The organism is Nocardia sp. NPDC057227 (assembly GCF_042669725.1).
Classification (GTDB): Bacteria; Actinomycetota; Actinomycetes; order Mycobacteriales; family Mycobacteriaceae; genus Nocardia; species Nocardia asteroides_A.
Window position 1 is genome coordinate 369,337 of record NZ_JBHUXA010000001.1, and the last position, 23,788, is coordinate 393,124.

A 23,788-nucleotide genomic window follows, 5' to 3' on the forward strand; every position below is an offset into this window, starting at 1 on the left:
CACGATAAGTGAGTTCGCTTTTCCAACTCACTGGGAGTGGCTGTGCCCCCTACGGATTCACGACCCCGCACCGGACAGGTAGCCCCCGAGGCCGCCACCGGGACCATCGCACTGCTGTGCGCCGCCGCGTTCATGACGATGCTCGACCTGTTCATCGTGAACGTGGCCTTCACCTCGATCGGGACGAGTTACCCCGGCTCCTCGCTCGCCGCGCTCAGCTGGGTCCTGACCGCGTACATCGTGGTGTACGCGGCCTGTCTGGTGCCCGCGGGCAGCCTCTGCGATCGGTACGGGCGCAAGCTGGGCTTCCTCGTCGGGCTCGGGCTGTTCACGCTCGCCGGGCTCGGCTGCGCGGTCGCGCCGACGCTGGGCGTACTGATCGGCTTCAGGGTGCTCCAGGCGATCGGCGCTGCGGTACTGACCCCGGCCGGCCTCGGACTGATCCTCGAGGTGCTGCCGGAGGATCGCCGGGCCGGCGCGGTGCGGATCTGGGCCACCAGCTCCTCGTTCGCCGGCGCGCTCGGCCCGGTGATCGGCGGGCTGCTGGCGGAGGCCTCGTGGCGGTGGGCGTTCCTGCTCAACCTGCCCGTCGGACTGGTCGCGCTGGTACTGGCCGCGCGGCTGCTTCCGCCGTCGACGCCGTCCGCGCGGACGCGCATTCCCGACCCGGTCGGCGCGCTGGCCATCGCGGTCGCGGTCGGTGGCGTGTCGTTCGGGCTGGTGCGGGCCGAGGAGTGGGGCTGGGGCTCGCCCCGGATGCTGCTGACGGCGGCGGTCGCGGCGCTCGCCGTCGCGCTGCTGGTCCACCGGGTCCGCGTCCACCCGGCGCCGGTGATTCCGCCGAAGCTGTTCCGCGCGCCCGGGTTCGGCGTCGCCAACCTGATGATCCTGCTCTTCACCGGCGCGTTCAGCGCGGTCTTCCTGAGCGTGGCGCTGTGGCTGGAGAACGCCGCCGGGTACGGCCCGCTCGGGGCCGGGCTCGCCCTGCTGCCGGGCCCGCTGGCCGTTCCGCTCTTCGCGGCGCTCACCCAGCGCGTGGCCGCGGGGGTGCCGCCCGGGTACGTGGTGGCGGCCGGGCTGGCGGTGTTCGGGCTCGGCTCGGCGCTGCTGGCGCTCGGCGGCGGGGTGGAGTACGCCACCGGCATCCTGCCCGGGTGGATCGTGATCGGCGCCGGGATCGGGATCGCCATGCCGACCGTGATCGGCGCCGCCGTCGCCGGGCTGCCCCCCGCGGACACCGCGACGGGGAGCGCGGTGGTCAATACCGCGCGCCAGGCCGGGAACGCGCTCGGCGTCGCCGCACTGGTGACGATCCTCGGCAGCCGGGCCGAGCTGCACGCGGGCACCGGCTTCCGGCAGGGCTGGATCTTCATCACGGTACTCGTCCTTGCGGGCGCGGTGACCGCGCTCGGCATCCGGCCGGAGCGGGTGGCGAGCCGATGACCGCGCGATTCCTGGCGGCGACCGAGGCCGCCGACCCCGACGTGCTCGCCCCCGACGCCGCCGCGGCACTGCTCGCGGCCGCCCCGTGGCGCCGGTTCGGCGTCTTCGGCGACAGCCTCTCGCTCGGCGTCGGCGACGCCACCCCGGGGTACGAGGACCTCGGCTGGCCGGGCCGGGTCGAGCGCGCACTCCGGCTGACCAGGCCGGACCTCGCGTACCTCAACACGGCGCGGGTCGGCGTCACCACCGCGCAGGCGCTGAACGAGCAGACCGAGCACATCGAGGCTTTCGAACCCGACCTGCTGCACCTGAACAGCGGCGCGAACGACATCATCCGCCGCACCCCCGACTGGCACCGGATAGAGGACGATCTCGGCGCCATGTACGCCTGGGCGCGCGGCACCGGCGCCCGGCTGAGCGTCTTCACCCTCGGCCGGGCCTTCCTGATCCCCGCGTTCCCGGACTTCGCCGACCGCGTCGCCCGGCTCAACGACCTCACCCGCGCCCTGGCCGGGGAGCACGGCGCGGCCGTCGCCGACTGCTGGGCGCACCCGCTCAACGACCGCCCCGACCTGATCAGCGCGGACGGCATCCACTTCGCCACGACCGGGCAGGCGGTGATCGCGAGCCTGCTGGTGCGGGCGCTGGCGACGGGTCAGGCGTAGCGGTAGTCGTCGAGCGGGAAGGTGCGGCTGGTCCACCAGGCCTGCAGCCCGGTGGTCGGGCGCAGCGAGCTGAAGTCGCCGTGGTGGTCGAAGTAGTAGCTGCCCGCCGGGGCGCAGTCGCTGATGGCGAGCAGCGAGTTCGCGGCGCGGGCCCGGACGAACTCCAGGAACCGCGCGTTCGCCTCGGGCCGGACGGCGACCCGGTCGGCGCCGCGGCGCTCGGCCTCCCGCAGCACCCGGATGATGTGGCCCGCCTGGGTCTCGACCATGACGTGGTACGAGCCGCCGGACCAGGAGTAGGGGCCGAAGAGCGAGAAGGCGTTCGGCAGCTGCGGCAGGCTGACGCCCTCGTAGGACTGCAGCGGCTCGTGCTCGAAGAACTCGGCCAGGTCGAAGCCGTCGGAGGTGCGCACCGGGGAGATCCGGTAGTTGACCGGCTCGTGCGCGAAGTGGAAGCCGGTGGCGAGCACGAGGACGTCCAGGTCGTGCTCGGTGCCGTCCGCGGTGCGGATGCCGGTGGCGGTGACGCGCTCGATGGGGTCGGTGACGAGCGCGACGTCGTCCCTGGCGAAGGTGCGGTACCAGGCGTTGGAGACGCTCGGGCGCTTGCACCCGAAATCGTAGTCCGGCGTGAGTTTTTCGCGCAGTCCGGGATCGCGCACCTGGGTGTGCAGCAGCGCCCTGCTGGTGGCCGAGAGCCCGCGGGCCAGCGGCGCGACCGAGCGGCCGTAGGCGGCGACCGCGACCAGCAGCGCCTCGACCTGGGCGGTGAACGCGTAGCGGAGCACGTGCTGCGCGCCGGGAACACCCGCGATCGCGCGCTGCACCGGCTCCGGCACGGGCAGGTCCAGCTTGGGCAGCACGTGGATGGCGCGGCGCTGGAACACGCTCAGGTGCGCCGCCCGCTCGGCGACGTGCGGCACCAGTTGCACGGCGCTGGCGCCGGTGCCGACGACGCCGACCCGCAGCCCGGTCAGGTCGCGGTCGTGATCCCAGTGCTGGGACCGCATGACGGCGCCGGTGAACTCGGCAAGCCCGGGGATCGCGGGGGTGCGGGCGTTCACGAACGGGCCGAGCGCGCTGATGACGTAGCGGCTGGTGAACTCGGTGTCGCCGGTGCGCAGGTGCCAGCGCCGCGCACCCTCGTCCCAGCGCCGCTCCAGCACCTCGGCGCCGAACTCGATGTGCCGGGCGATGTCGTACTTGCGCACGCAGTGGTCCAGGTACGCCTTGATCTCCTCGCCCCTGGGAAAGAGCCGTGACCAGTGCGGATTCTTCTCGAAGGAGTACTGGTAACTGAAGGAGGGCACGTCGGCGCCGACGCCGGGGTAGGTGTTGTCGCGCCAGACGCCCCCGATGTCGCCTGCCCGCTCGAGCACGGTGAAATCCTCGATGCCGTTGCGGCGCAGCAGGATCGCCATGCCGATCCCGGCGATGCCCGCGCCGATGATCACGATGTTTCGGTCGGGGGTGGGACGGGATTCGGTGGTCATCGGCGCGGGTCCTTCCGGGCGGACAGCAAGCAGTAACGGTCGCTTCAATATGAAGCGCATGTTTCAACTTGTGGCCCGCCCCTGTCAAGGGCCGGACGCGTCAGCCCTGCTCGCGCACCGCCCCGAGCACCGCGAAGACCACCGCCACCGCGGCGTCGGCGAGCCGGTCGCGCCCGACTGCGAGCCGCCCGTCGGTCCACTCCAGGTACAGCGAGACCAGGCTGCCGCCGAGTGCGGCCGCGCCGAGCGCCAGCTCCTCGTCGCCGTCGGGGACCACCGCGCCCGCCTCCGCACCGAGAATCGGGATGAGCAGCCGCAGGAAGGCGGGGGCGCGGTCGGCGCTGTGCGCGCGCAGGGTGTCGTCGGCGAGCGGCTCGCGCAGCAGGATCCGGGCGCGGCCGGGATCCTCCTCGAAGTACCGCGCGCAGATCTCGAAGATCTCCCTGATGGCGGCGCGCAGCCCGGCCGCGGTGGAGACCCCGCGCATGCGCTCGAAGAGCCGCGTCTCCACCCGGTCGTAGACCGCGATCACGAGATCCTCGCGGGTGTCGAAGGTTTCGTAGAAGTAGCGCGGGCTCAGGTTCGTCTGCCGCATGACCGCGCGGGTGGTCACCGCGGCGGCGCCGCCGGTGCCGAGCAGTTCCTCACCGACGTCGAGCATCTGCTCGCGGCGATCCAGGGAGCGGTCCCGCAGGGTCTGCCCGCGCCACAGCTTCGGAGAGCTCATGCGGCGATCCTCCCATCCCGGGGCAGTATTGACATCAGCCGTTTCAAGATGAAACGCTTGCTTCATCTTCTTCGGACGTGCCAGAGAGGCGACGCCATGACTCCCACTGCCAGGCACCACTTCGGCGCCGGCGCCCGCCGCCGGCCCAGCCTGCGCTCCCGGCTCGCCACCGCCGCGGTGCGCGAACTGGTCCGCCCGGTGCTGCGCCTGGTGCCCATCTCGCCGCTCGCGCTGCGCGCCGGTTCGCTGGTCGATGTCGGCGCGCGGCTGCTGCCGGTGCGCACCGCCGTCCGGGTCGAGCCGGTGCGCGGCGAGGGGGTGCGGGGCGCGGTCGTGCGCGCCGCCGGGGTCGCGGAGGGGTTCGGCGCGGGCGCGCTGCTCTATTTCCACGGTGGCGGTTTCGTCGCGGGCGGGCTGCACACGCACCGCCGCTTCGCCGCCGAGCTCGCCCTGGCCACGGGGTTGCCGGTGGTCCAGGTGCGCTACCGGTACCTGCCGGAGGCGACGGTGCCGGAGTCGGTGCGCGACTGCCTGGCCGCCTACCGCTGGCTGCTCGAGCAGGGCGCCGCGCCGGGGTCGGTGGTCTTCGCGGGCGACTCGGCGGGCGGCTTCCTCGCGCTGAGCACCGCGATCGCCGCCGCCACCGCGCAGCTACCGGCCCCGGCCGCGATGGTCGCGCTCAGCCCCTGGCTCGACCTGGACCCGACCACCAAACTCGCGCACCGCAATGCCGCCACCGAGGCCTACCTCCCGACCGCCGCCTTCCCGCGCATCGCCGAACTGGGCTGCACCCGCGACGGCCACGTCGACCTCACCCTCTCCCCCGTCTCCGGCGTGCTGGCCGGACTACCCCCGACGCTGCTCGCCGCCTGCGACGACGAGTTCCTCCGGCTCGACTCCGAGGTCATGGCCGAGCGGCTGACCGCGGCGGGCGTGCCGTGCGAGCTGCACCTCTGGTACGGCCAGATCCACGCCTTCCCGGTCGTCTTCCCCTATCTGCCGGAGAGCCGCGCGCTCACCGCCGAGATCGCGCGCTTCGCCCGCGCGCACATCCGTCCCGCGGCCGCGACCGCCGCGGCCTGAACTCGCCCCCGAAGGGAATCCCGTGACCATCCCGACCGCACTCGCCACCGAGACCGGCGACCATCCAGCGGCGCTGCTCGACGAGCTCCGCGAACTGACCGCGACGGCGCCCGCCCGCGCCCGCCTCGCCTGCTGGGACCACGTGCTGGCGGCGAGCGCCGCCGACGACCGCGCGCTGCTCGACGCGCTCTTCGCCGCGGGCACCGCACCACAACTGCACGGCGACTACGAGGGCATCATCGTCGGCAAACTGCACGGCATCCCCGGACTGGCGCTGCTCAACCCGGTGGTCGCGATCGAACCCGGCTGGGTCGGCAAGAGTTTCGACGCCGCCACCGGCACCGGCGCCAACCGGCTCGACCTGCCCGCCTACCTCGCGCTGAAAGCCGTCGTCCCCGGCTACCGGGGCTGGGTACGCACCGGCACCGGGTACCGCGGCTTCCGGTTCACGCACCGGGTCGAGAAGGCGGTGCTGGCTCCGCACAACCAGGTCGTCGCGGTGACCTACACCGACCCGGCGCTCGGCAACCCGCGTAGCCGCGTGGTGCCGATCGAACGGGTCAGGGACGAGATCGTCGAGCTGGTGCCCGGGGTGTACCTGGGCCGGGCCCAGCTGCGCTCGACCGGCGGTGAGCTCCGGGCGATCGGCTACTTCGCCATGCGCGCGCCGCGGCCGGGGGTGCGGCGATGACCCGGCTCGACGGCGCGACCGCCTGCGTCACCGGCGGGGCACGGGGAATCGGCCGGGCCACCGCGCTCGCGCTGGCCGCGCGCGGTGCCCGGGTGTGGATCGGCGATATCGACGTGGCCGCGGCGGAGGCGACGGCGGCCGAGATCGGCGGGCACGCGGCCCCGCTGGACGTCACCGACCCGGAGAGTTTCGCCGCGTTCCTGGCGGCCGCGGCGGCGAGCGGGCCGGTGGAGATCCTGGTGAACAACGCGGGCATCATGCGGCTCGCCCCCTACCTGGAGCTGGATCTCGCGGGGCACCACCGCGAGCTGGCGATCAATGTGGGCGGGGTGGTCAACGGGATGAGCCTGGCGCTGCCCGGCATGGTGGCGCGCGGGCGCGGCCACATCGTCAATGTGGCCTCGATGGCGGCGAAGGTGACCACGCCGGGCGCGGCGGTGTACTGCGCCTCCAAGTTCGCGGTCGCCGCGCTCTCCCGTGCGGTCCGCGCCGAGCTGGACGGCACCGGGGTGAGCGTCACCACCGTCATGCCCGCGGCGGTGCACACCGAACTCACCTCGGGGGTGAACCTGTCACTGCAGCCCACCCTGCAGCCCGATGAGGTGGGCGAGGCGATCGCCGACACCGTGCGGCACCGGCGCGCCGAGGTGACGATTCCGCGCTGGCTGGCGCCGATGGGCACGGTCGAGCAGGGCATCCCCGAAGCGGCGCTGCGCCTGGTGAAGCGCCGCTTCGTCGGCCGCGACCCCGGGCAGTACGACGCGCGGCGGCGCCGCGCCTACCTGGACCGCATCGAGGGCTGAAGCCCCTGTGCCCGGCGCCGCTCCCGCAGCGCCGCCGCCAACTCGGCGCGGTCGTCGAAGTGCCTGGTCGCGGCGGCGTAGCGCTGCACGGTGTCGGCACCGCGGCCCGCGAGCAGCACGAGGTCGCCGGGGCGGGCGGCGGCGACGGCGTGCCGGATGGCGGCGCCGCGGTCGGCGATCTCGACGGTCGCGCCGCCGGTGGCACCGGCGAGCACCTGGCGGCGCAGGTCGGGCGCGGATTCGTGCTCCGGGCTCTCGTCGGTGACCACGACGAGGTCGGCCCGGTGCGCCGCGGTCCGGCCGAGCGCCGCGCGCTTGCCGGCATCCCGGTCGCCGGTCGCGCCGATCACCACGATGAGCCTGCCCGCGGTGGCGGTCCTGGCCCAGGAGAGCACCGCGCGCTGGCCGTCCTCGTTGTGCGCGTAGTCGACGAAGGCGAGGAAATCCTGCCCGGCGTCGACCCGTTCGAGCCGTCCCGGCACCACCCCGAGCCCGGCCATGCCGGCCGCGGCGAGCCCGGGGTCGATTCCCGCGCCCGCCAGGACGGCCAGCGCGGTCAGGGCATTGCGCACCTGGTGGGTGCCGAGCAGCCGCAACCGCACCGGGAAGGAGCAGGCCGGGCCGTGCGCGCGGAAGCGGGTTCCGGTCAGCTCGGCGCGAATGTCGGTGGCCCGCCAGTCCGCGGCGACCCCCGGCGTCGTGGTGCAGGTGACGGTCGGCAGCAGCGCCCGCTCGGCCAGCCGCAGCCCCCAGGCGTCGTCGACGGCGACGACCGCGCGCTCGCTGCGCGCGGGGTGGAAGAGCGCGGCCTTGGCCGCGAAGTAGCTCTCCATCGAGCCGTGGTGGTCGAGGTGGTCGCGGGCGAGGCCGGTGAAGGCGGCGCAGGCGAAGTGCGTGCCGTCCACCCGGTGCTCGGTGAGCCCGTGCGACGACACCTCGAGCACCGCCGCGCCCGCGCCGTCGGCGACGCAGCGGGCCAGGTGCCTGGCGATGACATCGGCCTCCGGGGTGGTGCGGGTCGCCGGTTCCGAGCCCGCCGGGGTCCGGGCGACGATGCCGCCGAGCAGCCCGCGCCGGATTCCGGCGCCCGCCAGCCCCGCGTCGAGCAGGTAGGTGGTCGAGGTCTTGCCGTTGGTGCCGGTCACCCCGAAGACCGGCAGCCGCCGCGAGGGGTCGCCGTGCAGCCGGGCGGCCAGCGGGCCGAGCGCGGGCCGCGGCGCCGCGACCACCAGGGTGGGCAGCGTGCGCGCGGGCCGGTCGCTGACCACCGCCACCGCGCCGCGGCGCCGCGCCTGCTCCTCGAAGTCGAGGCCGTGGTGCCGCTGCCCGGGCAGCGCGAACCACAGCGTGCCCGGCTCGACCGCCCGCGAGTCGGCGGCGACGTCGGTGACGAGTGCGTCCCCGGCCCCCGGCGGGAGCGGGCAGCGCAGATCGCGGGCGATGTCGGCGAGCGTGACGGGCACCAGGCGTTCCTTCCGGCCACGAGAGCCCGGCGGGCCCTCGGGAGTAGTTCGGCGCGGAGTACCCCGGGGAGGCGGGCTACTCCTCCGGATCGGCGGCCGCGCGCCACCGCTCCAGCACCGACTCCGCCTGGATCAGCTGTTTGCGCAGGATCACGACCAGACCGGTGGTCAGGACACCCATCGCCAGCGCGCCGATCTCGGCGAGCAGGCGGCTCACCGCTCGCCCCGCCGGTGCCGCCAGTAGGTGAGGTAGGCGTTGCGGTCGGTGAGGTACCAGACCCGCAGGATGCCGATCGGGGTCCAGCACTGCGCGGACATCGCGCCGGGCAGCCGGTCGGCGGCGGGCGGGGCGGTGCGCAGCGCCGCGGCCCAGCGGGCGGCGACGTCGGCGGGGTCCGGGTAGCGGTCGGTGCGCGCGGCCAGCACCGGCGGCGCGTCGTGCACGCGCATCCAGCGCACCGGCGGCAGGTGCGCGGCGGCGCCGTTGACGTAGTCGCTGAGTGCGCGCTCGCGGGCGCGGGTGAGCGCGGGGCCGGAGCGGCCGGCGGTGGCCGTACGGACGGCGCGGCGCAGCGCGGCCGGGTCGAGGACGAGCCCGGCCGCCGTCACCGCCGGTGCGCGGGCGTCGGGAGCTGCGTGCTGGTCATGGACGGACATCCTCTCGGCGAGCGCGACGAACCGGATACTCCGAACCTAGGGCCCGGGTCCGCCGCTGTCTGTCGGCGATCCGACCGAATCCCACCGGCAACCGCCGAGTAGCCGACGACCCATCGCACACGGTCAATCCGGCGGCACGCTAGGCTAATGGTCATTAGCCCGTGCCGGCCGAGGTGCGGGCGGGATTCCGACGGGAGCGTCATGACGGTGGAGCTGTCGTACTCGGACGAGGTCACCGGCCTCGTCACCCGCACCGAGGCCTTCGTGCGGGAGGTGGTGCTCCCGGTCGAGGACGCCAACGGCGGCGACATCGCCGTCGCGGGCTCCGACAAGATCCGGGTCGAGCTGCAGGGCGAGGCGCGGAGCCGCGGCATCTTCGCCCCGCACGCGCCGGTCGAGTACGGCGGGCTCGGGCTGGACATGAGCGACCGCGCCCCGGTCTTCGAGGCCGCCGGCTACTCGCTCTTCGGGCCGCTCGCGGTGAACATCGCCGCCCCGGACGAGGGCAACGTGCACCTGCTCGCGCACGTCGCGACCCCGGAGCAGAAGCAGCAGTTCCTCGCGCCGCTCGCGCACGGCGACCAGCGCTCGGCCTTCGCCATGACCGAGCCTGCCCCCGGCGCGGGCTCGGACCCCTCCGCGCTCACCACCCGCGCGGAGAAGGCGCCGGGCGGCTGGAAGATCAGCGGCCACAAGTGGTTCATCACCGGCGCGGACGGCGCCGGGTTCTTCATCATCATGGCCCGCACCTCCGGCGCGCCCGGCGACCGCGGCGGCGCCACCATGTTCCTCAGCCCGGCCGACGCGCCGGGGCTGCGGGTGGAGCGCCACATCAGCACGCTGGACCGCTCGATGATCGGCGGACACTGCGAGGTCTTCTTCGACGATCTCTTCGTCCCCGACGAGGCCGTGCTCGGCGCCGTCGACGAGGGGTTCGCCTACGCCCAGGTGCGGCTCGGCCCGGCCCGGATGACCCACGTCATGCGCTGGCTCGGCGCCGCCCGGCGCGCGCACGACATCGCCGTCGCGCACGTGGCGCAGCGCCGCGGCTTCGGCTCGGTGCTCGGCGATCTCGGCATGGTGCAGCAGCTGGTCGCCGACAACGAGATCGACATCGCCGCCACCCGCGCCCTGCTGGTGCGCGCCTGCTGGGAGCTGGACCGGGGCGGCTCCGCCGCGAACGCGACCGCCATCGCCAAGACCTTCGGCGCCGAGGCGATCGGGCGGATCGTGGACCGCTCGGTGCAGATGTGCGGCGGGCTCGGCGTCTCCGACGACCTGCCACTGGCCCGGCTCTCCCGCGAGGTCCGGCCGTTCCGGGTCTACGACGGGCCCTCCGAGGTGCACCGCTGGGCGTTGGCCAAGCGGGTCGTCGGCGCCGCCAAGCGGGCCGCGCGGGAGCAGGCGCGGTGACCGCGACCGTGCACGAGGGGCTCGATCTGGTCGCGCTGCGGCGGTTCTTCGCCGAGCGGGACGTCGCGGTCGACGGCGAGCTGCGGGCCGAGCTGATCTCCGGCGGCAAGTCCAACCTGACCTTCCTGATCACCGACGGCCGCACCCGCTGGGTGCTGCGCCGCCCGCCCACCGCCGGGCTCACCCCGTCCGCGCACGACATGGCGCGCGAGTTCCGGGTCTGCGCGGCGCTGCGGGGTAGCGGGGTGCCGGTGGCGCCGACGGTCGCGCTCTGCACCGACGAGCAGGTGATGGGGGCGCCGTTCGCGGTGACCGGGTTCGTCGACGGGCAGGTCGTCCGCACCGCCGACGAGCTCGCCGCCTTCTCCGACGCCGAGATCACCGCCTGCACCGACGAGCTGATCCGGGTGCTCGCCGCGCTGCACGAGGTCGATCCCGACGCGGTCGGGCTGGCCGGCTTCGGCCGCCCCGAGGGGTACCTGACCAGGCAGGTCGCGCTGTGGGCGCGGCAGTGGGAACGGGTGCGGACCCGCGAGCTGCCCGACCTGCACCGGCTGCACGACCGGCTCGCCGCCGCCGTCCCGGCCCGCTCGGCGGTCTCGATCGTGCACGGCGACTACCGCATCGACAACACCATCCTGGCCGCGCCCGGCCGGGTGGCGGCGGTGGTGGACTGGGAGCTCTCCACGCTCGGCGACCCGCTCGCCGACCTGGCCCAGATGTGCACCTACCGCCACGCCGCGCTCGACGCCATCATCGGCGAGACCGCGGCCTGGACCAGCCCGCGGCTGCCCGGCCCCGCCGAGCTCGCCCAGCGCTACGCCGAACGCACCGGCCGCGACCTCGGCGAGTGGGGCTTCTACCTGGGGCTGGCGCACCTCAAGCTCGCGGTGATCGCCGAGGGGATCACGCACCGGCACCGGGCCGGGGCGACCGAGGGCGACGGGTTCGAGCACGCGCACCTGGCGGTCGGGCCGCTGGTCGCGGCGGGGCTGGCGGCGCTCGGCGAGTAGCGAGCCCGCGCGGCGGGGCGCTACTCCGCGCGGGTCACCCGTCGCCGTCGACGATCCGCTGGACCAGCGCGCCGTAGCGCCGGATCAGCGTCTCGTCGTCGATGGCGGCCGGGTCGAGCAGCTCGAGGTGGCGCAGCGCGGCGGCGAGCCCGAGCAGCTGCGCCATGACCAGCTGGGCGCGCAGCCGGTCCGGCGCGGTGTCGCCGATCCGCTCCGCGACGGCGTCCAGGTAGCGAGTGCGGACGTCGGCGCGGGTGCGCGCCGGATCGTCGGATTCCCGGATGAGCACCGACGCCATCGCCCACGGCTCCGGCTCGTCGGTGCGGCGCCGCTCCACCAGCCGCCGCACCATGAGCACTCCGGGCGGCTCGCCCGCGGGCGGCGGCGCCTCGTCCAGCGCGGCGCCGGAGGGGTCGGCGGCGGCGAACAGCTCGGCCTTGCTCCCGGTCAGCTTCATGACGAGGGCGGGCGAGCAGCCGGCGGCGGCGGCGATGTCCTTGATCGTGGTCGCGGTGTAGCCGCGCCGGGCGAAGAGCTCGCGCGCGGCCGCGATCACCGTGTCGCGGGAGGAGCGGTCGCTCACCGCGCCCCCGACGCCTGCAGCGCGTGGTCCAGCTCGAAGTCGACCGCGGCCGGCCGGGTCAGCACGGCGACGTGCCTGGTCGCGGTGCGCCGGTCGGCGGCGAGCACGGTCACCAGGTAGCGCCCGCTCGGCGGCTGCGCCAGCTCGTAGCCGCCGTCGCTGCCGGTGACGGTGGCCGCCACGTACTCCCCGCTGACTTTGACCAGGCTGACCATCGCGCCCGCGCACGGCTCCCCCGCCGCGGTGACCCGGCCCTGGAGGCTGAGCCTGCGGGTCAGCACGACGCTGGGCCGCTCCGAGTCCGCGGCCAGCTCCATGACCTGCGACTCCGGCGCCCACCCGTCCGCGCCGGTGATCACCAGGTACGGCCCCGGCGCGGGCAGCACCACGGTGAACTCCCCCGCGTTGTCGGCCCGCCCCCAGTCGGCGGGCTCGCCGGTGGTGCGCAGCACGGTGACCACGGCGTGCCGGATCGGCTCGCCGCCGCCCCGCACCGTCCCGGTGACCACCAGCTCGTCGGGGAGCTCGCCGTCGTCGGGCACCGGTTCGGCGGGCAGCTCGACCCGCGGGATGAAGAACGCGACCGCCGTCGCCACCGCGGCGGCCACCGCCGCGATGACGAACACCAGCTGGAAGGCGGCGAACGCGGGCAGCCGCTCCCCGCCGACCTCGAGGGTGAGCGTGGTGAGCAGTGCGGAGATGAGCGCGCTGGAGATCGCGGTGCCCACCGAGCGCAGCAGCGTGTTGAGCCCGTTCGCCGAGGCGGTCTCGGTGATCGGCACCGACCCCATGATCAGCATCGGCATGGCCGCGTAGGCGATGGCGGTGCCCACCATCACGAACATGGCGCCGCCGATGACCAGCGGCACCGAGCCGTTGAGCAGGACGCGCACCAGGTAGGCGACCGCGAGGATCGCCGTCCCCGTCATCAGCGTGTACTTGGCGCCGATCCGCCTGATCAGCCGTGCCGAGATCGGCGCGAAGACCACCATCACGAGTCCCGCCGGCATCATGCAGAGCCCCGCCGCCAGCACCGAGAGCCCGAAGCCGTACCCGGTGCCGACCGGCATGGTCAGCTCCTGGATGGTGGCCAGCATGTTCGCGTACATGGAGATGCCGCAGAGCAGCGCCGCGACATTGGTCAGCAGCACCGGGCGGCGCGCGGAGGTGCGCAGGTCGACCATGGGCAGGCTGACCCGCAGCTCGAACGGGAACCAGACCGCGAAGCCGAGCACCGCGATCGCCGCCGCACCGAGCGTGTACCCGCTCGTCCACCCCCACGAACCGCCCTTCGAGATCACCAGCAGCAGCGCCACCAGCGCGATCGAGAGCAGCACCGCGCCGCCGAAGTCGAACCGGCCGCGCGTGCGGACCGCGGATTCCGGCACGACCGCGAGCACCGCGGCGAAGAGCAGCGCCGCCGCGACCGCGGAGAGCCAGAAGATCGACTCCCAGCCCAGGTGCTCGTAGAGCACGCCGGGCAGCGGCAGCCCCAGCGCCCCGCCGATGCCCAGCGTCGCGCTCATCAGCGCCGTCGCGCCCGCGACCTTGGCGCGCGGCAGCTCGTCGCGCAGCATGGCGATGCCGATCGGCACCAGCGCCGAGGCCAGCCCCTGCAGGCCGCGCCCGACCAGCACCGCGAGGAAGGTCCCGCCGAGCGCGGCGATCAGCGACCCGGCCACGATGGTGCCCAGCGACACCAGCATCATGAGCCGCTTGCCGAACATGTCCGCGAGCCGGGACAGGATCGGCGTCGCCACCGCGGCGCAGAGCAGCGTGATCGTCACCAGCCAGGAGGCGCTCGGGTAGTCGACCCCGAGGATCTCCGGGAATTCGCCGAGCAGCGGCACCACCAGGGTGTGCTGCAGCGCCACCACGACGCCGGAGAGGCAGAGCACCGCGGTGAGCAGCCGATTCGGCGGCGCTTTCGCCGGACTGTCCACGCGGGCTCCTTACCGAGACGAACGAACGTTCCCCCAGAGGTGAACACACGTTCACCTCTGGATGCAACCCGTAACCCGGCGTGCGACCATCGAGGGATGACACCGCCACCGACGCTCGCGGCCGTCTCGGTGGAGCAGCTCGCCGACTCCGCGCTCGGCGCCTCGTTCAGCACGCTCGACTCCGCCGGGGTGCCGTCGACACCGCTGCTGGTGGTGGAGTTGGACGGAACCGAGTGGAGCGCGGCAACTGTCGAGGCGGCGTGCGCCGTGCTCGCCGACCCGGCGAGCCCGGTCGCCATCGGCATCGCCACCCGCCGTCCGCCGTCCGCGGCCGATCCGGTGTTGGCCGCTCTGACCTGCACCCTGGCGCCGGAGGAGTGGTCGCCACAGGTGGTGGCCGAGCCCGACAGCCTGCCGCTGATCGTCGCCGCCGTGGACCGGGCGCCGCTGGCGGCCCTGGCGATGACCGGGTTGCTGCGGCTGACCGCCGGCGCTCCGGTCGCCTCCGGGCTGGTCGCGGAGTCGCTCGCCTACTCGATGCTGCTCGCCGGTGACGAGTTCGCCGCCTGGCGGGCCGCCCGGCCGGTGCGGCCCGTTCCCGATCCGGTCGCCCCGCCGGTGCTGGCCGAGCGCACCGGCGACCGGCTCGACCTCACGCTCAACCGCCCCGAGCGGCGCAATGCCTTCGCCCGCGAAGTGCGCGACGCGCTGCTGGAGGCGCTCGACATCGCCGCGCTGGATCCCGGGGTGGCCGAGGTGCACCTGCACGGGGCTGGGCCGGATTTCTGCAGCGGCGGGGATCTGGACGAGTTCGGCACCGCGAAGCACGCCCCCACGTCGCACGCGGTCCGGTTGCAGCGCAGTGCGGGGTACGCCCTGCATCGGCTGGCCGTCCGGCCCGGCACCACCGTGCACGCGCACCTGCACGGGTCGTGCATCGGGGCCGGGCTCGAGGTTCCCGCCTTCGCGACCCACGTGCAGGTCGCGCCCGACGCGCGGCTGCGGTTGCCCGAGCTGTCCATGGGGTTGGTGCCGGGGGCGGGCGGGACGGTCGGGGTGGTACATCGGATCGGGCGCTGGCGGGCGGCGTGGATGGTGTTGACCGGGGCGTACGTCGACGCGGAGACGGCGGTGCGGTGGGGGTTGGCCGATACGTTGCGGGATCGGGCGTAGGGCATGCCGGACGCCGCCGAGTCCGGATGCGCCGCAGGCTACCCGCGATCCGTCCCGGATGCGGCCGTCGAGCCCGGATGGGCCGCCGACGACGGAGGCGCACCCTCCGGTTCCGCACTGGCCGCGTGGGCGCGGTCGGGGGCGATGGCGCTGACGGGGTTCCCCGGTGAGCCGCCGCTGGCCGCGCCCGGTGCGCCCGCGCTCGTCGTCGAGCGGGCGCTCGACCGCGTCGCCCGTGCCGCGGCTGCGCGCACCGGCCGCCCGCCGGTGCTGCCCGGGGTCGGGCTGCTCGGTGAGCGCGCCGCCTGCACGGGCTTCACCCGTAACGCGCCCTTCTCCTGCGGGGGCCGGTTCCTTGCGGTGCCCGCGCGCGATGGTTTCGTCGGGCTGTCGCTGGCCCGCCCCGACGACATCGCCCTGCTCCCCGCGCTGGTCGAGCGCGGCGAGTGCCCCGATCCGTGGGCGGCCCTGGCCGAATGGGCCCGCGCGCTGCCGGTCCGGGTCGCCGATGAGCGCGTCGCCCTGCTCGGGCTGCCCGGCGGCGCGCTCGGCTCCGCGGCCACCCGCGAGCCGGTGCGGCGCACCGTCGGTGGCCGCCGGATACGCCTCCGCGAACGCCCCCGCGTGATCGATTTCAGCGCCCTGTGGGCGGGCCCGCTCTGCACCCATCTGCTGACCGGCATCGGCGCCGAGGTGATCAAGGTCGAGAGCCGCACCCGCCCCGACGGCGCCCGCACCGGCCCCGCCGGTTTCTACGACCTGCTGCACCACGGGCAGTACAGCGTCGCCGTTGATTTCGACGACCCGGCCGATCGCGACCGCCTGGCCCGGCTGGTGGCAGGCGCCGACCTGGTGGTGGAGGCTTCCCGCCCGCGCGCCCTGCGCCGCCTCGGGCTCGACGCCGAGGGGCTGGTCGCGGCCGGGGTCTCGTGGCTGTCGATCACCGCGCGGGGGCGGGCCTCCGACCGCGTCGGTTTCGGCGACGACATCGCCGCCTGCGCCGGGCTGCACGCCGGCGGCCACACCCCGGTGCCCTGCGGCGACGCGCTCGCCGACCCGCTCACCGGCGCCGTCGCCGCCGCCGAGGCCGCCGAGGCGCTGCTGGACGAGTGTGCCCGCCTCATCGATATCTCCATGCACGACCTCGCGGTGCGGTCCGCATCCGGACCGGTTCCCGCGCACACGGTCTCGCTCCGCGACGAGCAGTGGTGGGTCGACTGCGAGGCGGGCACCTTCCCGGTCGCCGCGCCCGCACCGCGCGACGCCCCCGGCCCCGCTCCCGATTCGGGCGCGCACCCACTGGAGTCGCTGCTGTGAGCCGGCTGATCCGGGATGTCTCGCTGATCGACGGGCGCGAAGGCGTCGATGTGCGCCTCGCCGGCGGCGTCATCGCCGAGATCGGGCCGCGGCTGCGCGCGCGCGGGGAGACCGAGGTCGACGGCGGCGGTGCGGTACTGCTGCCCGGCCTGCACGACCACCACATCCACCTGCACGGCACCGCCGCAGCCCGCGAATCCGTCGACTGCACAACGGGTCTGGAGAGTCTGCGGCAGGCGGAGGCCGCGCGGATCCGCGCGGTCGGCGCCGGCGTCTCGGTGGACCGGCACGCCCTGGACCACCTCGTCCCCGACCGCCCCGTCCGCGTCCAGCACCGCTCCGGCGCCCTGTGGATGCTCAACACCGCCGCCCTCGCCGAACTCGCACCCCTCCCGCACCTGCCCGGCGTCGAACGCGACGCCGCGGGCGAGCCCACCGGCCGGCTGTGGCGCCTGGACGACCTACTCCGCGGAACCTGGCCGCCCCGAGGCGATCTCACCGCCCTCGGCCGCGAACTCACCGCCTACGGCATCACCGGCGTCACCGACGCCACCCCCGGCCGCACCTCGATGCCCACCTTGCCGCAACGGGTGACCCTGCTCGGCGAGCGCAAACTGCTCCTGCACGACCACGACCTCCCCGGCTACGACGAACTCCGCGCCCGCATCGCCGCCCTGCACCACCGCGGCCTCCCGGTGGCCGTCCACTGCGTCACCAGGGTGTCCCTGCTGCTCACCCTCGCGGTGCTGGACGAGGTCGGCATCCTGCCCGGCGACCGGATCGAGCACGGCGCCGTCATCCCCGACCCCGCCGCGCTGCGCGGGCTCACCGTCGTCACCCAGCCCGGTTTCGTCGTCGCCAACCGCGAAAGGTACCGCGCGGAAGTCGATCCCGACGACCTCCCGCACCTCTACCCCTACGCGAGCCTGCTCGCCGCCGGAGTGCCGGTGCTGCCGAGCAGCGACGCCCCCTACGGCCCGCTCGACCCGTGGGCCGTCATGCGCGCCGCCGCGACCCGCGAACTCGTTCCGGGCGAACGGGTTTCGACCCGGACGGTGCTCGACGGCTTCCTGCACGGCGCCGACCTCCGCCCGCGAACCGTGGCCGTCGGCGCCCCCGGCGACCTGGTTCTCCTGGCGGCACCTCTGCACACCGCGCTCGACGCCCCCGACGCGGCACTGGTCCGGCACGTCTGGATCGACGGCAGGCAGGTGCGGTAGCAGATCAGTCTCCGGTGACCACCGTGACATCCGCGGGCGCGCAGGTCGGCGTATCGACCGGCACCAGCGCCGCCACCACCGGCTTCCCGGTCCTGGTCTCGACCAGCGCGACCGGCGGCCCGTCCGGCCCGGTGAGGTGCCGATCCCCCCACTGCATGAGCCCGACCACGACCGGATACAGCTCCCACGCCTTCTCCGTCGGCCGGTACTCCAGCCGTTCCCGGCTGCCCTCCTGACGGTACGGAAGCCGTTCCACCAGGCCGTGTTCCGCCATCTCGGCGAGCCGCCTGCTCAGCACCGAGGTGGAGACCCCCAGGTGCTGCTGGATGTCCTCGAAGCGGTGCACGCCGTTGAACAGCTCGCGGAGCACGAGCAGCGTCCACCGGCTGCCGACCACCTCAAGGGCCCGCACCACCGGGCAGTTCCCCAGGTCGACCGACGTCCATTCCACGCATCCACCCTACCGGTTGAGTTCCACCAGAGAACTCAGCTACATTCTGGGTTCTCATAGAGAAGTCAGGAGTCCGGTCATGTCCCCCGGTTACACCGCCCTCACCGTCCGCCGCGAACACGGCGTCGCCGTCGTCACGCTCGACCACCCGCCGGTCAACCTGCTCGACACCGAACTGATCGCCGACCTCGACCGCCTGCACGCCGAACTCGCCACCGACCCCACCACCCGCGTCGTGGTCGTCGAGAGCGCGAACCCCGATTTCTTCCTCGCGCACGGCGATCTCCGGCTGCTCACCGACCCGGCGGCGCTCGACGCCTACGTCCAGGGCCCCGGCCTCGACCTCTTCCAGCGCTACCGGGCGCTGCCGCAGCTCACCATCGCCAAGGTCACCGGCCGGGTGCGCGGCGGCGGCGCGGAGTTCCTCCTGCACCTGGACCTGCGCTACGCGGCGCTGGGGAACGCGTGGTTCGGCCAGCCGGAGGTGAGCCTCGGGATCTTCCCCGGCGGCGGCGGCACCCGTGAGCTCCCCGCCCTGCTCGGCCGCGCACGCGCGCTCGAGGTGATCCTGAGCGGTCAGCTCTACGACGCCGCCACCGCCGAACGCTACGGCTGGATCGACCGCGCCCTCCCCGCCGCCGAACTCGATCCCTTCGTCGCCGAACTCGCGCACCGGATCGCGGCCCAACCACCTGCCGCCGTAGCGGCCGCCATCGCCGCGATCGACGCGGCCCTGCCCGCACGCCCCGACTCCGCCGAGCGGGAGATGGCGCTGCTCATGCCCCTCTTCACCAGTGCCGACGCCATCGATCGCGCCGCCGCCGCGCTCGCCGCCGGAGCTCAGACGGTCGCCGGGGAGCGCGACCTGGAGGGGTTGATCGAGCGCGCGACGCCCTGAACCGGGCCGCACGCCTCGGCGCGCTCGGGACCTGCGTACCGGCGAGCGCATCACTGCGCAGGTGCGAATCACTCAGGTGATGCCCCCATCATCCGGCGGCGACCGCCGGGGGCCACAGTGGCGACGGCGTCGTGCCCAGCGGATACCACCCCGGCAACCGTCCGGCGCCGGCGTTCTTCGCCATCCGCGCCGAGAACTCGGCGGTGACCTTGCCCGCTTTCAACAGCCGGATATACAGGTCGGCGACGTGCCCGAAGTCGAAGAAATCGCGTTGCCAGGCCCATTTTCCGTCCCCGGCGTACCCGAACCACGACCCGCCGAGCCCGTACACCTCGTGCTCGACGCCGTCGGTATCGGTAGCGACCTGCTTCCAGAAGCCGAGCACCTCGCCCTGCACGTCGTCGATGAGAACCCGCTGGTACGGGTAGCGCCAGCCCAGCAACCCCGCCATCTCCTGGCCGAACGCGATCTCGCGGATCTCGTCGATCCCGACGCACATGACATCGTCGTGCGGGCCGATGTTCCAGCCGTAACTGCCGTCGGCGACGAAGAAGTCGGCCAGCGGCCGCCAGTCGCCGGTGCGCTCGGCCTCGATATTGGCCGCCAGCCAGCGGTCGACCGTTTCCTGGATTTCGGCACGGGGGAATCGGGGCATGGAGATTCCTTTCAGGGGCGCGCGGCGCGCAGTCGTCTGCGGTCGGTGAGCAGTTCCTCGAGGGTCTGCCGGACCGGGCGGAAGGTGATGCCGAGGTCGCGTTCGGCGGCGGAGTTGTCGGCGGGCGGGGAGTCGACGAGGTAGCGGGCGCCCGCCGCGCCGAGTTTGCGCAGGCTCGGCGGGAGGCGGTCGCGGAACCGGTCGGCGAGCGTGCCCGCCGCCACCAGCGCGGCGTCGGGCACGCGGTGGTGGCGCACCCGGCGGCCGCTGATCGCGCTGAGCTGCGCGGCCAGTTCGGCGCCGGTGAGGTGGTGTCCGGCGATCACGTAGCGCCGGGGGCCGAGCCCGGGTTCGAGCAGGCGGGCGTGCGCTTCCGCGATATCGCGTACGTCGGCGACCGAGAACGCCGCGCCCCGTCCCGGAATCCCCGACCGCAGGAAGGCGCCGACGGCATCGCCGGATTCCCCGAACCGCCCGGCCACGGCGGGCCCGAGCACGCTGCTCGGGTAGGTGATCACCACCGGCGCCCCGGCCCGCTGCAGGCCGCGCGCGTACCGCTCGACCCGCGCCTTGGACTCGCCGTAGGCGTCGGCGCCGCCGCCGGGCTGCAGGTCCGGGTGCAGCAGCGGGCAGCGCGGATGCCAGAGCGCCACCGCGCTCGACACCGACACCACCGGGTCCAGCCCGGCCGCCACCGCCTGCCCGAGCACGTTCCCCGCCCCGGTCACGGTGGCGCGGATCATCCGCTCGGCCGCGGCGGGGTCGAGCGCGACCACCGCTGCCGCGTGCACGACGGCATCGCAGCCGTTCAACGCTGCCCGCACCTGTTCCGCGTCGGTCATGTCGCCCCGGACGACGTCGCCGCCGTCGAAACCGAGTTCGGCCGCCACCGCGGCCACGCGCTCCGGATCGCGGGCCAGCAGCCGCACCTGGTGACCGCGGTCGTGCACGGCCTTGGCGGTCCACGCGCCGACGAAACCGGTCGCGCCGGTGATCAGAACGCGCATGCTCAGCCGCGCAGCAGCAGCGCGGACACCGAGGTCAGCCGCTCGGCCATGTCGGTGTAGGAGCCGTACGCCATGCCCGCCTGGATCATGGCGCCGCTGACGGCGATGCTCAGCGCGTCCAGGATCTCCGGCGTGCAGGACGGCCCGGCGGCGCGGCGCAACCGGCCGGTCATGGCGGTGCCGATGCAGGTGCGCAGCCGGGCCACGTCCGGGTCGCGGCTCAGCACCGCGGCCGAGGCGGCCACGCTCAGCTCGGGCTCCTCCGACATGAGCTGCCCGAGCTCGGCGAAGACCCCGGCCAGCCGCTCGAGCGGCTCGGAGCCGGCGACCGGCTGCTCGCACCAGCGCTGGACCCGGCGCCAGTACAGCTCGGTGACGAGGTGCTGCTTGGCCGAGAAGTAGCCGTAGACGGTGGCGTGCGTCAGCCCGGAGCGGCGCGAGACCTCGCGCATGGAGAGCTGGTCGTAGCCCTGCTCGCGCAGTACCGCCAGCCCCGCGTCGAGCACCCGATCCGCGGTGTCGACCGAGCGACCTCCCAGCGAGCGACGTCCGATTCCCGTTTCGACCATGAATCCAGACACTAGGCTATACAGGTGTAAATCGGAAGGCCCGCCGGTCGCGACCCCGGTTTCCGCGGCTGTCGGCGCGGGCTCCCTGCTCCTACACTCGGGCAGGTGAAAGGCTGTATCTGTTCCGCGACGGTGACCGGTGCGCTGCTCGGTGGGTTCGCGATGCTCTTCGTGCTGTGCTCGCTCGCCGCCGCGCTGGCCGCCGACCCCGCGCTGCTCGCCATCGACACCCTGCTGTTCTGCGCACCGGGGGTGATCGCGGGCGGCGGGCTCGGAGCGCTCTCCGCCGCCGCGATCTCGCTCGATCGCCGCAACGGCGGGTACCGCTGCCGCAGCTGAAGTTTGACTCCGCGCCGGTGATCGCGTTCGGCGGGACGGCTGGAACGGATCGGGTACCTCACCCCACGACCAGCGGAAGCCGCCCCCACCCCCGGACACTGGTGGTGTGCGCCCTGGCAGCGCCCGCGTAGTCGACCTCCCACCGCGGCCACCGCCGCAGCAGCTCCTCGAGCGCGATGCGTCCCTCCAGCCGCGCCAGGGCGGCGCCGAGGCAGAAGTGCAGACCGTGGCCGAAGGCGAGGTGGCCGCCCCTGCGGTGGATGTCGAAGCGGTCGGGGTCGGTGAAGCGACGGGGGTCGCGATTGGCGGAGCCGTTGAGCAGCAGCATGATCGAGCCCTCGGGGACCGGTTCGCCGTGGTAGCGGACATCGCGGGCGACCCAGCGGGCCTGCACCGGGGAGGGCGGCTCGAAGCGCAGCGCCTCCTCGACCGCGCCCGGGATGAGCGCCGGGTCGGCGGCCAGCTCGGCGCGCTGCTCCGGATGCTCGGCCAGCAGCTGCGCCATGAAGCCGATCAACCGGGTGGTCGTCTCGTTGCCCGCGCCCGCGACCACGCTGGTGTAGGTGAGCACCTCGGCGCGGGTCAGCCTGCGGGAAACCCCGTCCTCCTCGACCTCGGCCCGGAGCAGCTCGGTCATGAGGTCGTCGGCGGGGCGCTCGGCCCGCCAGTCGATGTAGTCGGCGAACACCTCGGCGCTGCGCTCGAAATTACCCTGGTCGAACACCGGAGCGCTGCTGTCGTCGCGCAGGCCGATGGCGGAGTCGGTGCCGTCGCGGATGGCGGCCTGGTCGGCCTCCGGGATGCCGAGCAGGTAGCCGATGGTGCGCATCGGCATGAAGGCGCCGAAGTCGGCGATCACGTCGAATCCGGCGGCGCCGACCAGCGGATCGAGCGCGGTGGCGCAGAAGGCGCGGATCCGCGGTTCGATGGCGAGCATCCGGCGCGGGCTGAAGACCTTGGCCAGCAGTTTGCGGTGCGCGTCGTGCAGCGGCGGGTCCTCCCAGAGGATGATGCCGGGCGGGATCTGCGCGCCGGAGGCGATCACGTCCACGACGGTGCCGCGGCCGGAGCGGAAGGTGTCCCAGTCCTGCAGCCCAGCGGCCACGTCGTCGTAGCGGCTCAGCGCGAAGAAGCCGTGCTCGCCGTTGCGGTAGAGCGGCGCCTCCTCGCGCAGCCGCCGCCAGACGGGGTAGGGGTCCGCGTCGATCGCGAAATCGTAGGGGTCGTAGACCAGGTCGGCTCGGGTCTCGGTCACGTACCTGCATCCCTTCGTAGAACCGAAATTTAGTTCCGCCTCACGGCGGCTGGTTGGGTACGCCGGTGAAGAGCGGCTCGGACGGGCCCGCGGTGACCAAGCCGCCGAGTTTGGTCGCCAGGTGCGGTACGAAGACCGACAGGTAGACGACGTGCCCGAGGAGCACGACGGCGGCAACGGAGAGCAGCGCGGAGCGGAACCCGGTGGTGGCCCTGGTATCGGCCCAGCTGTCGATGAGCGTGCGGCCCCGCGCATCGGTGCGGCCGAGCAGGTAGGTGAAGACCATCATCTGCACGCCCATGGCCAGCGCGTCGTAGAGCGGGTACTGGTACTTCGTGCCCTCCCACAGCGCGAGCCCGGGAATCACCCGGCCGTAGTGGAAGACGCCGAGCCGCGCGCCCAGGATCGCGTTGAACAGGAACGCCCAGACGAACCCGACGACCAGCCCGGTCACCAGCAGCGTCTGCGGCCGCCGCCACCCGTACCTCGCCACCAGCCCGCGCCCGAGCGCGGCGCCGAGCACCGCGGGAAGCACGAAGTAGGCGATGTAGCCGGGCGGCACCGAGGACGGCAGCCCCTGCCAGGTCATGTTCAGCGGCCACCAGGACGGCATGCGCGGGATGGCGGGCGGGAACTGGGCGTAGACCGCCCAGTCGTAGGGCGCCTCGATCCAGGAGAACGAGATCGCCGAGATACACACCAGCAGCAGTGGATGCAGGCGCCTGCCGCGGAGACTCAGGTACACCCCGGCCGCGACGAAGACGAACCCGCCGACGTAGGCGAAGCCGATGGCCGCGGTCAGCAGCGGGGTGAGTTCGCCGTTCACCGCCGTGCCTCCGGGTCGAAGCGGAGTACCACCCCGACGATCACCGCGATCAGCCCGAACAGCGTGGCCAGCATAATGACTGCGCCCATGTCCGTACTCCT

Annotated in this window: 25 protein-coding genes; 12 read left to right on the forward strand and 13 right to left on the reverse strand. The window is 73.9% G+C overall.

The window, feature by feature from the left end; all coding sequences use genetic code 11:
• Positions 1–42: 42 nt before the first annotated feature.
• Positions 43–1,443: an MFS transporter gene (locus ACFUJ1_RS01940; protein ID WP_378641432.1), complete on the forward strand. Its 1,401-nt coding sequence runs from the start codon at positions 43–45 to the stop codon at positions 1,441–1,443.
• Complete coding sequence (locus ACFUJ1_RS01945) at positions 1,440–2,108, forward strand: SGNH/GDSL hydrolase family protein (protein WP_378641434.1); 669 nt, start codon at positions 1,440–1,442, stop codon at positions 2,106–2,108. Before ACFUJ1_RS01940 ends, ACFUJ1_RS01945 begins: the two co-directional genes overlap by 4 nt.
• On the opposite strand, the gene ACFUJ1_RS01950 is transcribed toward ACFUJ1_RS01945, so the two are convergent.
• Both ACFUJ1_RS01950 and ACFUJ1_RS01955 read right to left on the reverse strand, forming a co-directional pair.
• Positions 2,099–3,601 (reverse strand): flavin-containing monooxygenase, encoded by a 1,503-nt coding sequence (locus tag ACFUJ1_RS01950; RefSeq protein ID WP_378641436.1) that lies wholly within the window; start codon positions 3,599–3,601, stop codon positions 2,099–2,101. The two genes, ACFUJ1_RS01945 and ACFUJ1_RS01950, sit on opposite strands and share 10 nt — an antisense overlap.
• A gap of 100 nt (positions 3,602–3,701) precedes the next feature.
• On the reverse strand, positions 3,702–4,328 hold the full coding sequence (locus ACFUJ1_RS01955) for a TetR/AcrR family transcriptional regulator (RefSeq protein WP_378641438.1): 627 nt from the start codon (positions 4,326–4,328) through the stop codon (positions 3,702–3,704).
• Between the two features lie 96 nt (positions 4,329–4,424).
• Here ACFUJ1_RS01955 and ACFUJ1_RS01960 point away from each other — a divergent pair, with 96 nt between their 5' ends.
• The 3 genes from ACFUJ1_RS01960 to ACFUJ1_RS01970 are packed head-to-tail and all read left to right on the forward strand — an operon-like array spanning position 4,425 to position 6,905.
• Complete coding sequence (locus tag ACFUJ1_RS01960) at positions 4,425–5,411, forward strand: alpha/beta hydrolase fold domain-containing protein (RefSeq protein WP_378641440.1); 987 nt, start codon at positions 4,425–4,427, stop codon at positions 5,409–5,411.
• 22 nt (positions 5,412–5,433) lie between these two features.
• Positions 5,434–6,102, forward strand: coding sequence for a hypothetical protein (locus ACFUJ1_RS01965; RefSeq protein ID WP_378641442.1), 669 nt, complete (start codon positions 5,434–5,436; stop codon positions 6,100–6,102).
• The gene (locus tag ACFUJ1_RS01970; protein ID WP_378641444.1) at positions 6,099–6,905 is read left to right on the forward strand and encodes an SDR family NAD(P)-dependent oxidoreductase; all 807 of its coding nucleotides are present in this window, start codon (positions 6,099–6,101) and stop codon (positions 6,903–6,905) included. Before ACFUJ1_RS01965 ends, ACFUJ1_RS01970 begins: the two co-directional genes overlap by 4 nt.
• Here the strand turns inward: ACFUJ1_RS01970 and ACFUJ1_RS01975 are convergent.
• From ACFUJ1_RS01975 to ACFUJ1_RS01985, 3 genes are all read right to left on the reverse strand, one after another.
• Positions 6,881–8,368, reverse strand: coding sequence for a Mur ligase family protein (locus ACFUJ1_RS01975; RefSeq protein WP_378641446.1), 1,488 nt, complete (start codon positions 8,366–8,368; stop codon positions 6,881–6,883). The two genes, ACFUJ1_RS01970 and ACFUJ1_RS01975, sit on opposite strands and share 25 nt — an antisense overlap.
• A 76-nt stretch (positions 8,369–8,444) precedes the next feature.
• Positions 8,445–8,585: a hypothetical protein gene (locus ACFUJ1_RS01980; protein ID WP_378641448.1), complete on the reverse strand. Its 141-nt coding sequence runs from the start codon at positions 8,583–8,585 to the stop codon at positions 8,445–8,447.
• A complete protein-coding gene (locus ACFUJ1_RS01985; protein ID WP_378641450.1) occupies positions 8,582–9,025 on the reverse strand; it encodes a hypothetical protein in 444 nt (147 codons plus the stop codon). Before ACFUJ1_RS01985 ends, ACFUJ1_RS01980 begins: the two co-directional genes overlap by 4 nt.
• A 201-nt stretch (positions 9,026–9,226) precedes the next feature.
• Here ACFUJ1_RS01985 and ACFUJ1_RS01990 point away from each other — a divergent pair, with 201 nt between their 5' ends.
• On the forward strand, positions 9,227–10,438 hold the full coding sequence (locus ACFUJ1_RS01990) for an acyl-CoA dehydrogenase family protein (RefSeq protein ID WP_378641451.1): 1,212 nt from the start codon (positions 9,227–9,229) through the stop codon (positions 10,436–10,438).
• Positions 10,435–11,451: a phosphotransferase family protein gene (locus ACFUJ1_RS01995; protein WP_378641453.1), complete on the forward strand. Its 1,017-nt coding sequence runs from the start codon at positions 10,435–10,437 to the stop codon at positions 11,449–11,451. Before ACFUJ1_RS01990 ends, ACFUJ1_RS01995 begins: the two co-directional genes overlap by 4 nt.
• A 34-nt stretch (positions 11,452–11,485) precedes the next feature.
• On the opposite strand, the gene ACFUJ1_RS02000 is transcribed toward ACFUJ1_RS01995, so the two are convergent.
• Together ACFUJ1_RS02000 and ACFUJ1_RS02005 are read right to left on the reverse strand one after the other, a co-directional pair.
• Positions 11,486–12,034 carry a TetR family transcriptional regulator gene (locus ACFUJ1_RS02000; RefSeq protein WP_378641455.1) on the reverse strand — a complete coding sequence of 183 codons (549 nt, stop codon included), beginning with the start codon at positions 12,032–12,034 and terminating at the stop codon, positions 11,486–11,488.
• Positions 12,031–13,977 (reverse strand): MFS transporter, encoded by a 1,947-nt coding sequence (locus ACFUJ1_RS02005; protein WP_378641457.1) that lies wholly within the window; start codon positions 13,975–13,977, stop codon positions 12,031–12,033. Before ACFUJ1_RS02005 ends, ACFUJ1_RS02000 begins: the two co-directional genes overlap by 4 nt.
• A 96-nt stretch (positions 13,978–14,073) precedes the next feature.
• On the opposite strand from ACFUJ1_RS02005, the gene ACFUJ1_RS02010 reads away from it, so the two are divergent.
• From ACFUJ1_RS02010 to ACFUJ1_RS02020, 3 genes are all read left to right on the forward strand, one after another.
• Entirely contained in the window at positions 14,074–15,150 is a 1,077-nt protein-coding gene (locus ACFUJ1_RS02010; protein WP_378641459.1) for an enoyl-CoA hydratase/isomerase family protein, read from the forward strand.
• 144 nt (positions 15,151–15,294) lie between these two features.
• Positions 15,295–16,467: a CoA transferase gene (locus ACFUJ1_RS02015; RefSeq protein WP_378641461.1), complete on the forward strand. Its 1,173-nt coding sequence runs from the start codon at positions 15,295–15,297 to the stop codon at positions 16,465–16,467.
• Complete coding sequence (locus tag ACFUJ1_RS02020) at positions 16,464–17,687, forward strand: amidohydrolase family protein (protein ID WP_378641463.1); 1,224 nt, start codon at positions 16,464–16,466, stop codon at positions 17,685–17,687. The genes ACFUJ1_RS02015 and ACFUJ1_RS02020 overlap by 4 nt, the downstream gene beginning before the upstream one ends.
• 4 nt (positions 17,688–17,691) lie before the next feature.
• On the opposite strand, the gene ACFUJ1_RS02025 is transcribed toward ACFUJ1_RS02020, so the two are convergent.
• Complete coding sequence (locus tag ACFUJ1_RS02025; RefSeq protein ID WP_378641465.1) at positions 17,692–18,138, reverse strand: winged helix-turn-helix transcriptional regulator; 447 nt, start codon at positions 18,136–18,138, stop codon at positions 17,692–17,694.
• 79 nt (positions 18,139–18,217) lie between these two features.
• On the opposite strand from ACFUJ1_RS02025, the gene ACFUJ1_RS02030 reads away from it, so the two are divergent.
• On the forward strand, positions 18,218–19,036 hold the full coding sequence (locus ACFUJ1_RS02030) for an enoyl-CoA hydratase/isomerase family protein (protein WP_378641467.1): 819 nt from the start codon (positions 18,218–18,220) through the stop codon (positions 19,034–19,036).
• 88 nt (positions 19,037–19,124) lie between these two features.
• Here ACFUJ1_RS02030 and ACFUJ1_RS02035 read toward each other — a convergent pair whose 3' ends face one another.
• From ACFUJ1_RS02035 to ACFUJ1_RS02045, 3 genes are read right to left on the reverse strand one after another with little or no spacing between them, the layout of a single operon-like run.
• A complete protein-coding gene (locus tag ACFUJ1_RS02035) occupies positions 19,125–19,691 on the reverse strand; it encodes a nuclear transport factor 2 family protein (RefSeq protein WP_378641469.1) in 567 nt (188 codons plus the stop codon).
• 11 nt (positions 19,692–19,702) lie between these two features.
• Positions 19,703–20,698: an SDR family NAD(P)-dependent oxidoreductase gene (locus tag ACFUJ1_RS02040; protein ID WP_378641471.1), complete on the reverse strand. Its 996-nt coding sequence runs from the start codon at positions 20,696–20,698 to the stop codon at positions 19,703–19,705.
• A gap of 2 nt (positions 20,699–20,700) precedes the next feature.
• Positions 20,701–21,267, reverse strand: a complete 567-nt coding sequence (locus ACFUJ1_RS02045) for a TetR/AcrR family transcriptional regulator (RefSeq protein WP_378641473.1) — start codon at positions 21,265–21,267, stop codon at positions 20,701–20,703.
• 105 nt (positions 21,268–21,372) lie between these two features.
• Here ACFUJ1_RS02045 and ACFUJ1_RS02050 point away from each other — a divergent pair, with 105 nt between their 5' ends.
• Complete coding sequence (locus ACFUJ1_RS02050; RefSeq protein ID WP_378641475.1) at positions 21,373–21,606, forward strand: hypothetical protein; 234 nt, start codon at positions 21,373–21,375, stop codon at positions 21,604–21,606.
• A 58-nt stretch (positions 21,607–21,664) separates the two neighbouring features.
• On the opposite strand, the gene ACFUJ1_RS02055 is transcribed toward ACFUJ1_RS02050, so the two are convergent.
• Entirely contained in the window at positions 21,665–22,861 is a 1,197-nt protein-coding gene (locus tag ACFUJ1_RS02055) for a cytochrome P450 (RefSeq protein ID WP_378641477.1), read from the reverse strand.
• A gap of 40 nt (positions 22,862–22,901) precedes the next feature.
• Positions 22,902–23,687 (reverse strand): spirocyclase AveC family protein, encoded by a 786-nt coding sequence (locus ACFUJ1_RS02060; RefSeq protein WP_378641479.1) that lies wholly within the window; start codon positions 23,685–23,687, stop codon positions 22,902–22,904.
• Between the last annotated feature and the right edge of the window lie 101 nt (positions 23,688–23,788).

Excerpts from the sequence above, each read along its gene's own strand:
- ACFUJ1_RS01945 (WP_378641434.1), top strand. The coding sequence starts at position 1,440 with ATGACCGCGCGATTCCTGGCGGCGACCGAGGCCGCCGACCCCGACGTG.
- ACFUJ1_RS01950 (WP_378641436.1), bottom strand. The coding sequence starts at position 3,601 with ATGACCACCGAATCCCGTCCCACCCCCGACCGAAACATCGTGATCATC.
- ACFUJ1_RS01955 (WP_378641438.1), bottom strand. The coding sequence starts at position 4,328 with ATGAGCTCTCCGAAGCTGTGGCGCGGGCAGACCCTGCGGGACCGCTCC.
- ACFUJ1_RS01960 (WP_378641440.1), top strand. The coding sequence starts at position 4,425 with ATGACTCCCACTGCCAGGCACCACTTCGGCGCCGGCGCCCGCCGCCGG.
- ACFUJ1_RS01970 (WP_378641444.1), top strand. The coding sequence starts at position 6,099 with ATGACCCGGCTCGACGGCGCGACCGCCTGCGTCACCGGCGGGGCACGG.
- ACFUJ1_RS01985 (WP_378641450.1), bottom strand. The coding sequence starts at position 9,025 with ATGTCCGTCCATGACCAGCACGCAGCTCCCGACGCCCGCGCACCGGCG.
- ACFUJ1_RS01990 (WP_378641451.1), top strand. The coding sequence starts at position 9,227 with ATGACGGTGGAGCTGTCGTACTCGGACGAGGTCACCGGCCTCGTCACC.
- ACFUJ1_RS02010 (WP_378641459.1), top strand. The coding sequence starts at position 14,074 with ATGACACCGCCACCGACGCTCGCGGCCGTCTCGGTGGAGCAGCTCGCC.
- ACFUJ1_RS02015 (WP_378641461.1), top strand. The coding sequence starts at position 15,295 with ATGGCGCTGACGGGGTTCCCCGGTGAGCCGCCGCTGGCCGCGCCCGGT.
- ACFUJ1_RS02030 (WP_378641467.1), top strand. The coding sequence starts at position 18,218 with ATGTCCCCCGGTTACACCGCCCTCACCGTCCGCCGCGAACACGGCGTC.
- ACFUJ1_RS02035 (WP_378641469.1), bottom strand. The coding sequence starts at position 19,691 with ATGCCCCGATTCCCCCGTGCCGAAATCCAGGAAACGGTCGACCGCTGG.
- ACFUJ1_RS02040 (WP_378641471.1), bottom strand. The coding sequence starts at position 20,698 with ATGCGCGTTCTGATCACCGGCGCGACCGGTTTCGTCGGCGCGTGGACC.
- ACFUJ1_RS02045 (WP_378641473.1), bottom strand. The coding sequence starts at position 21,267 with ATGGTCGAAACGGGAATCGGACGTCGCTCGCTGGGAGGTCGCTCGGTC.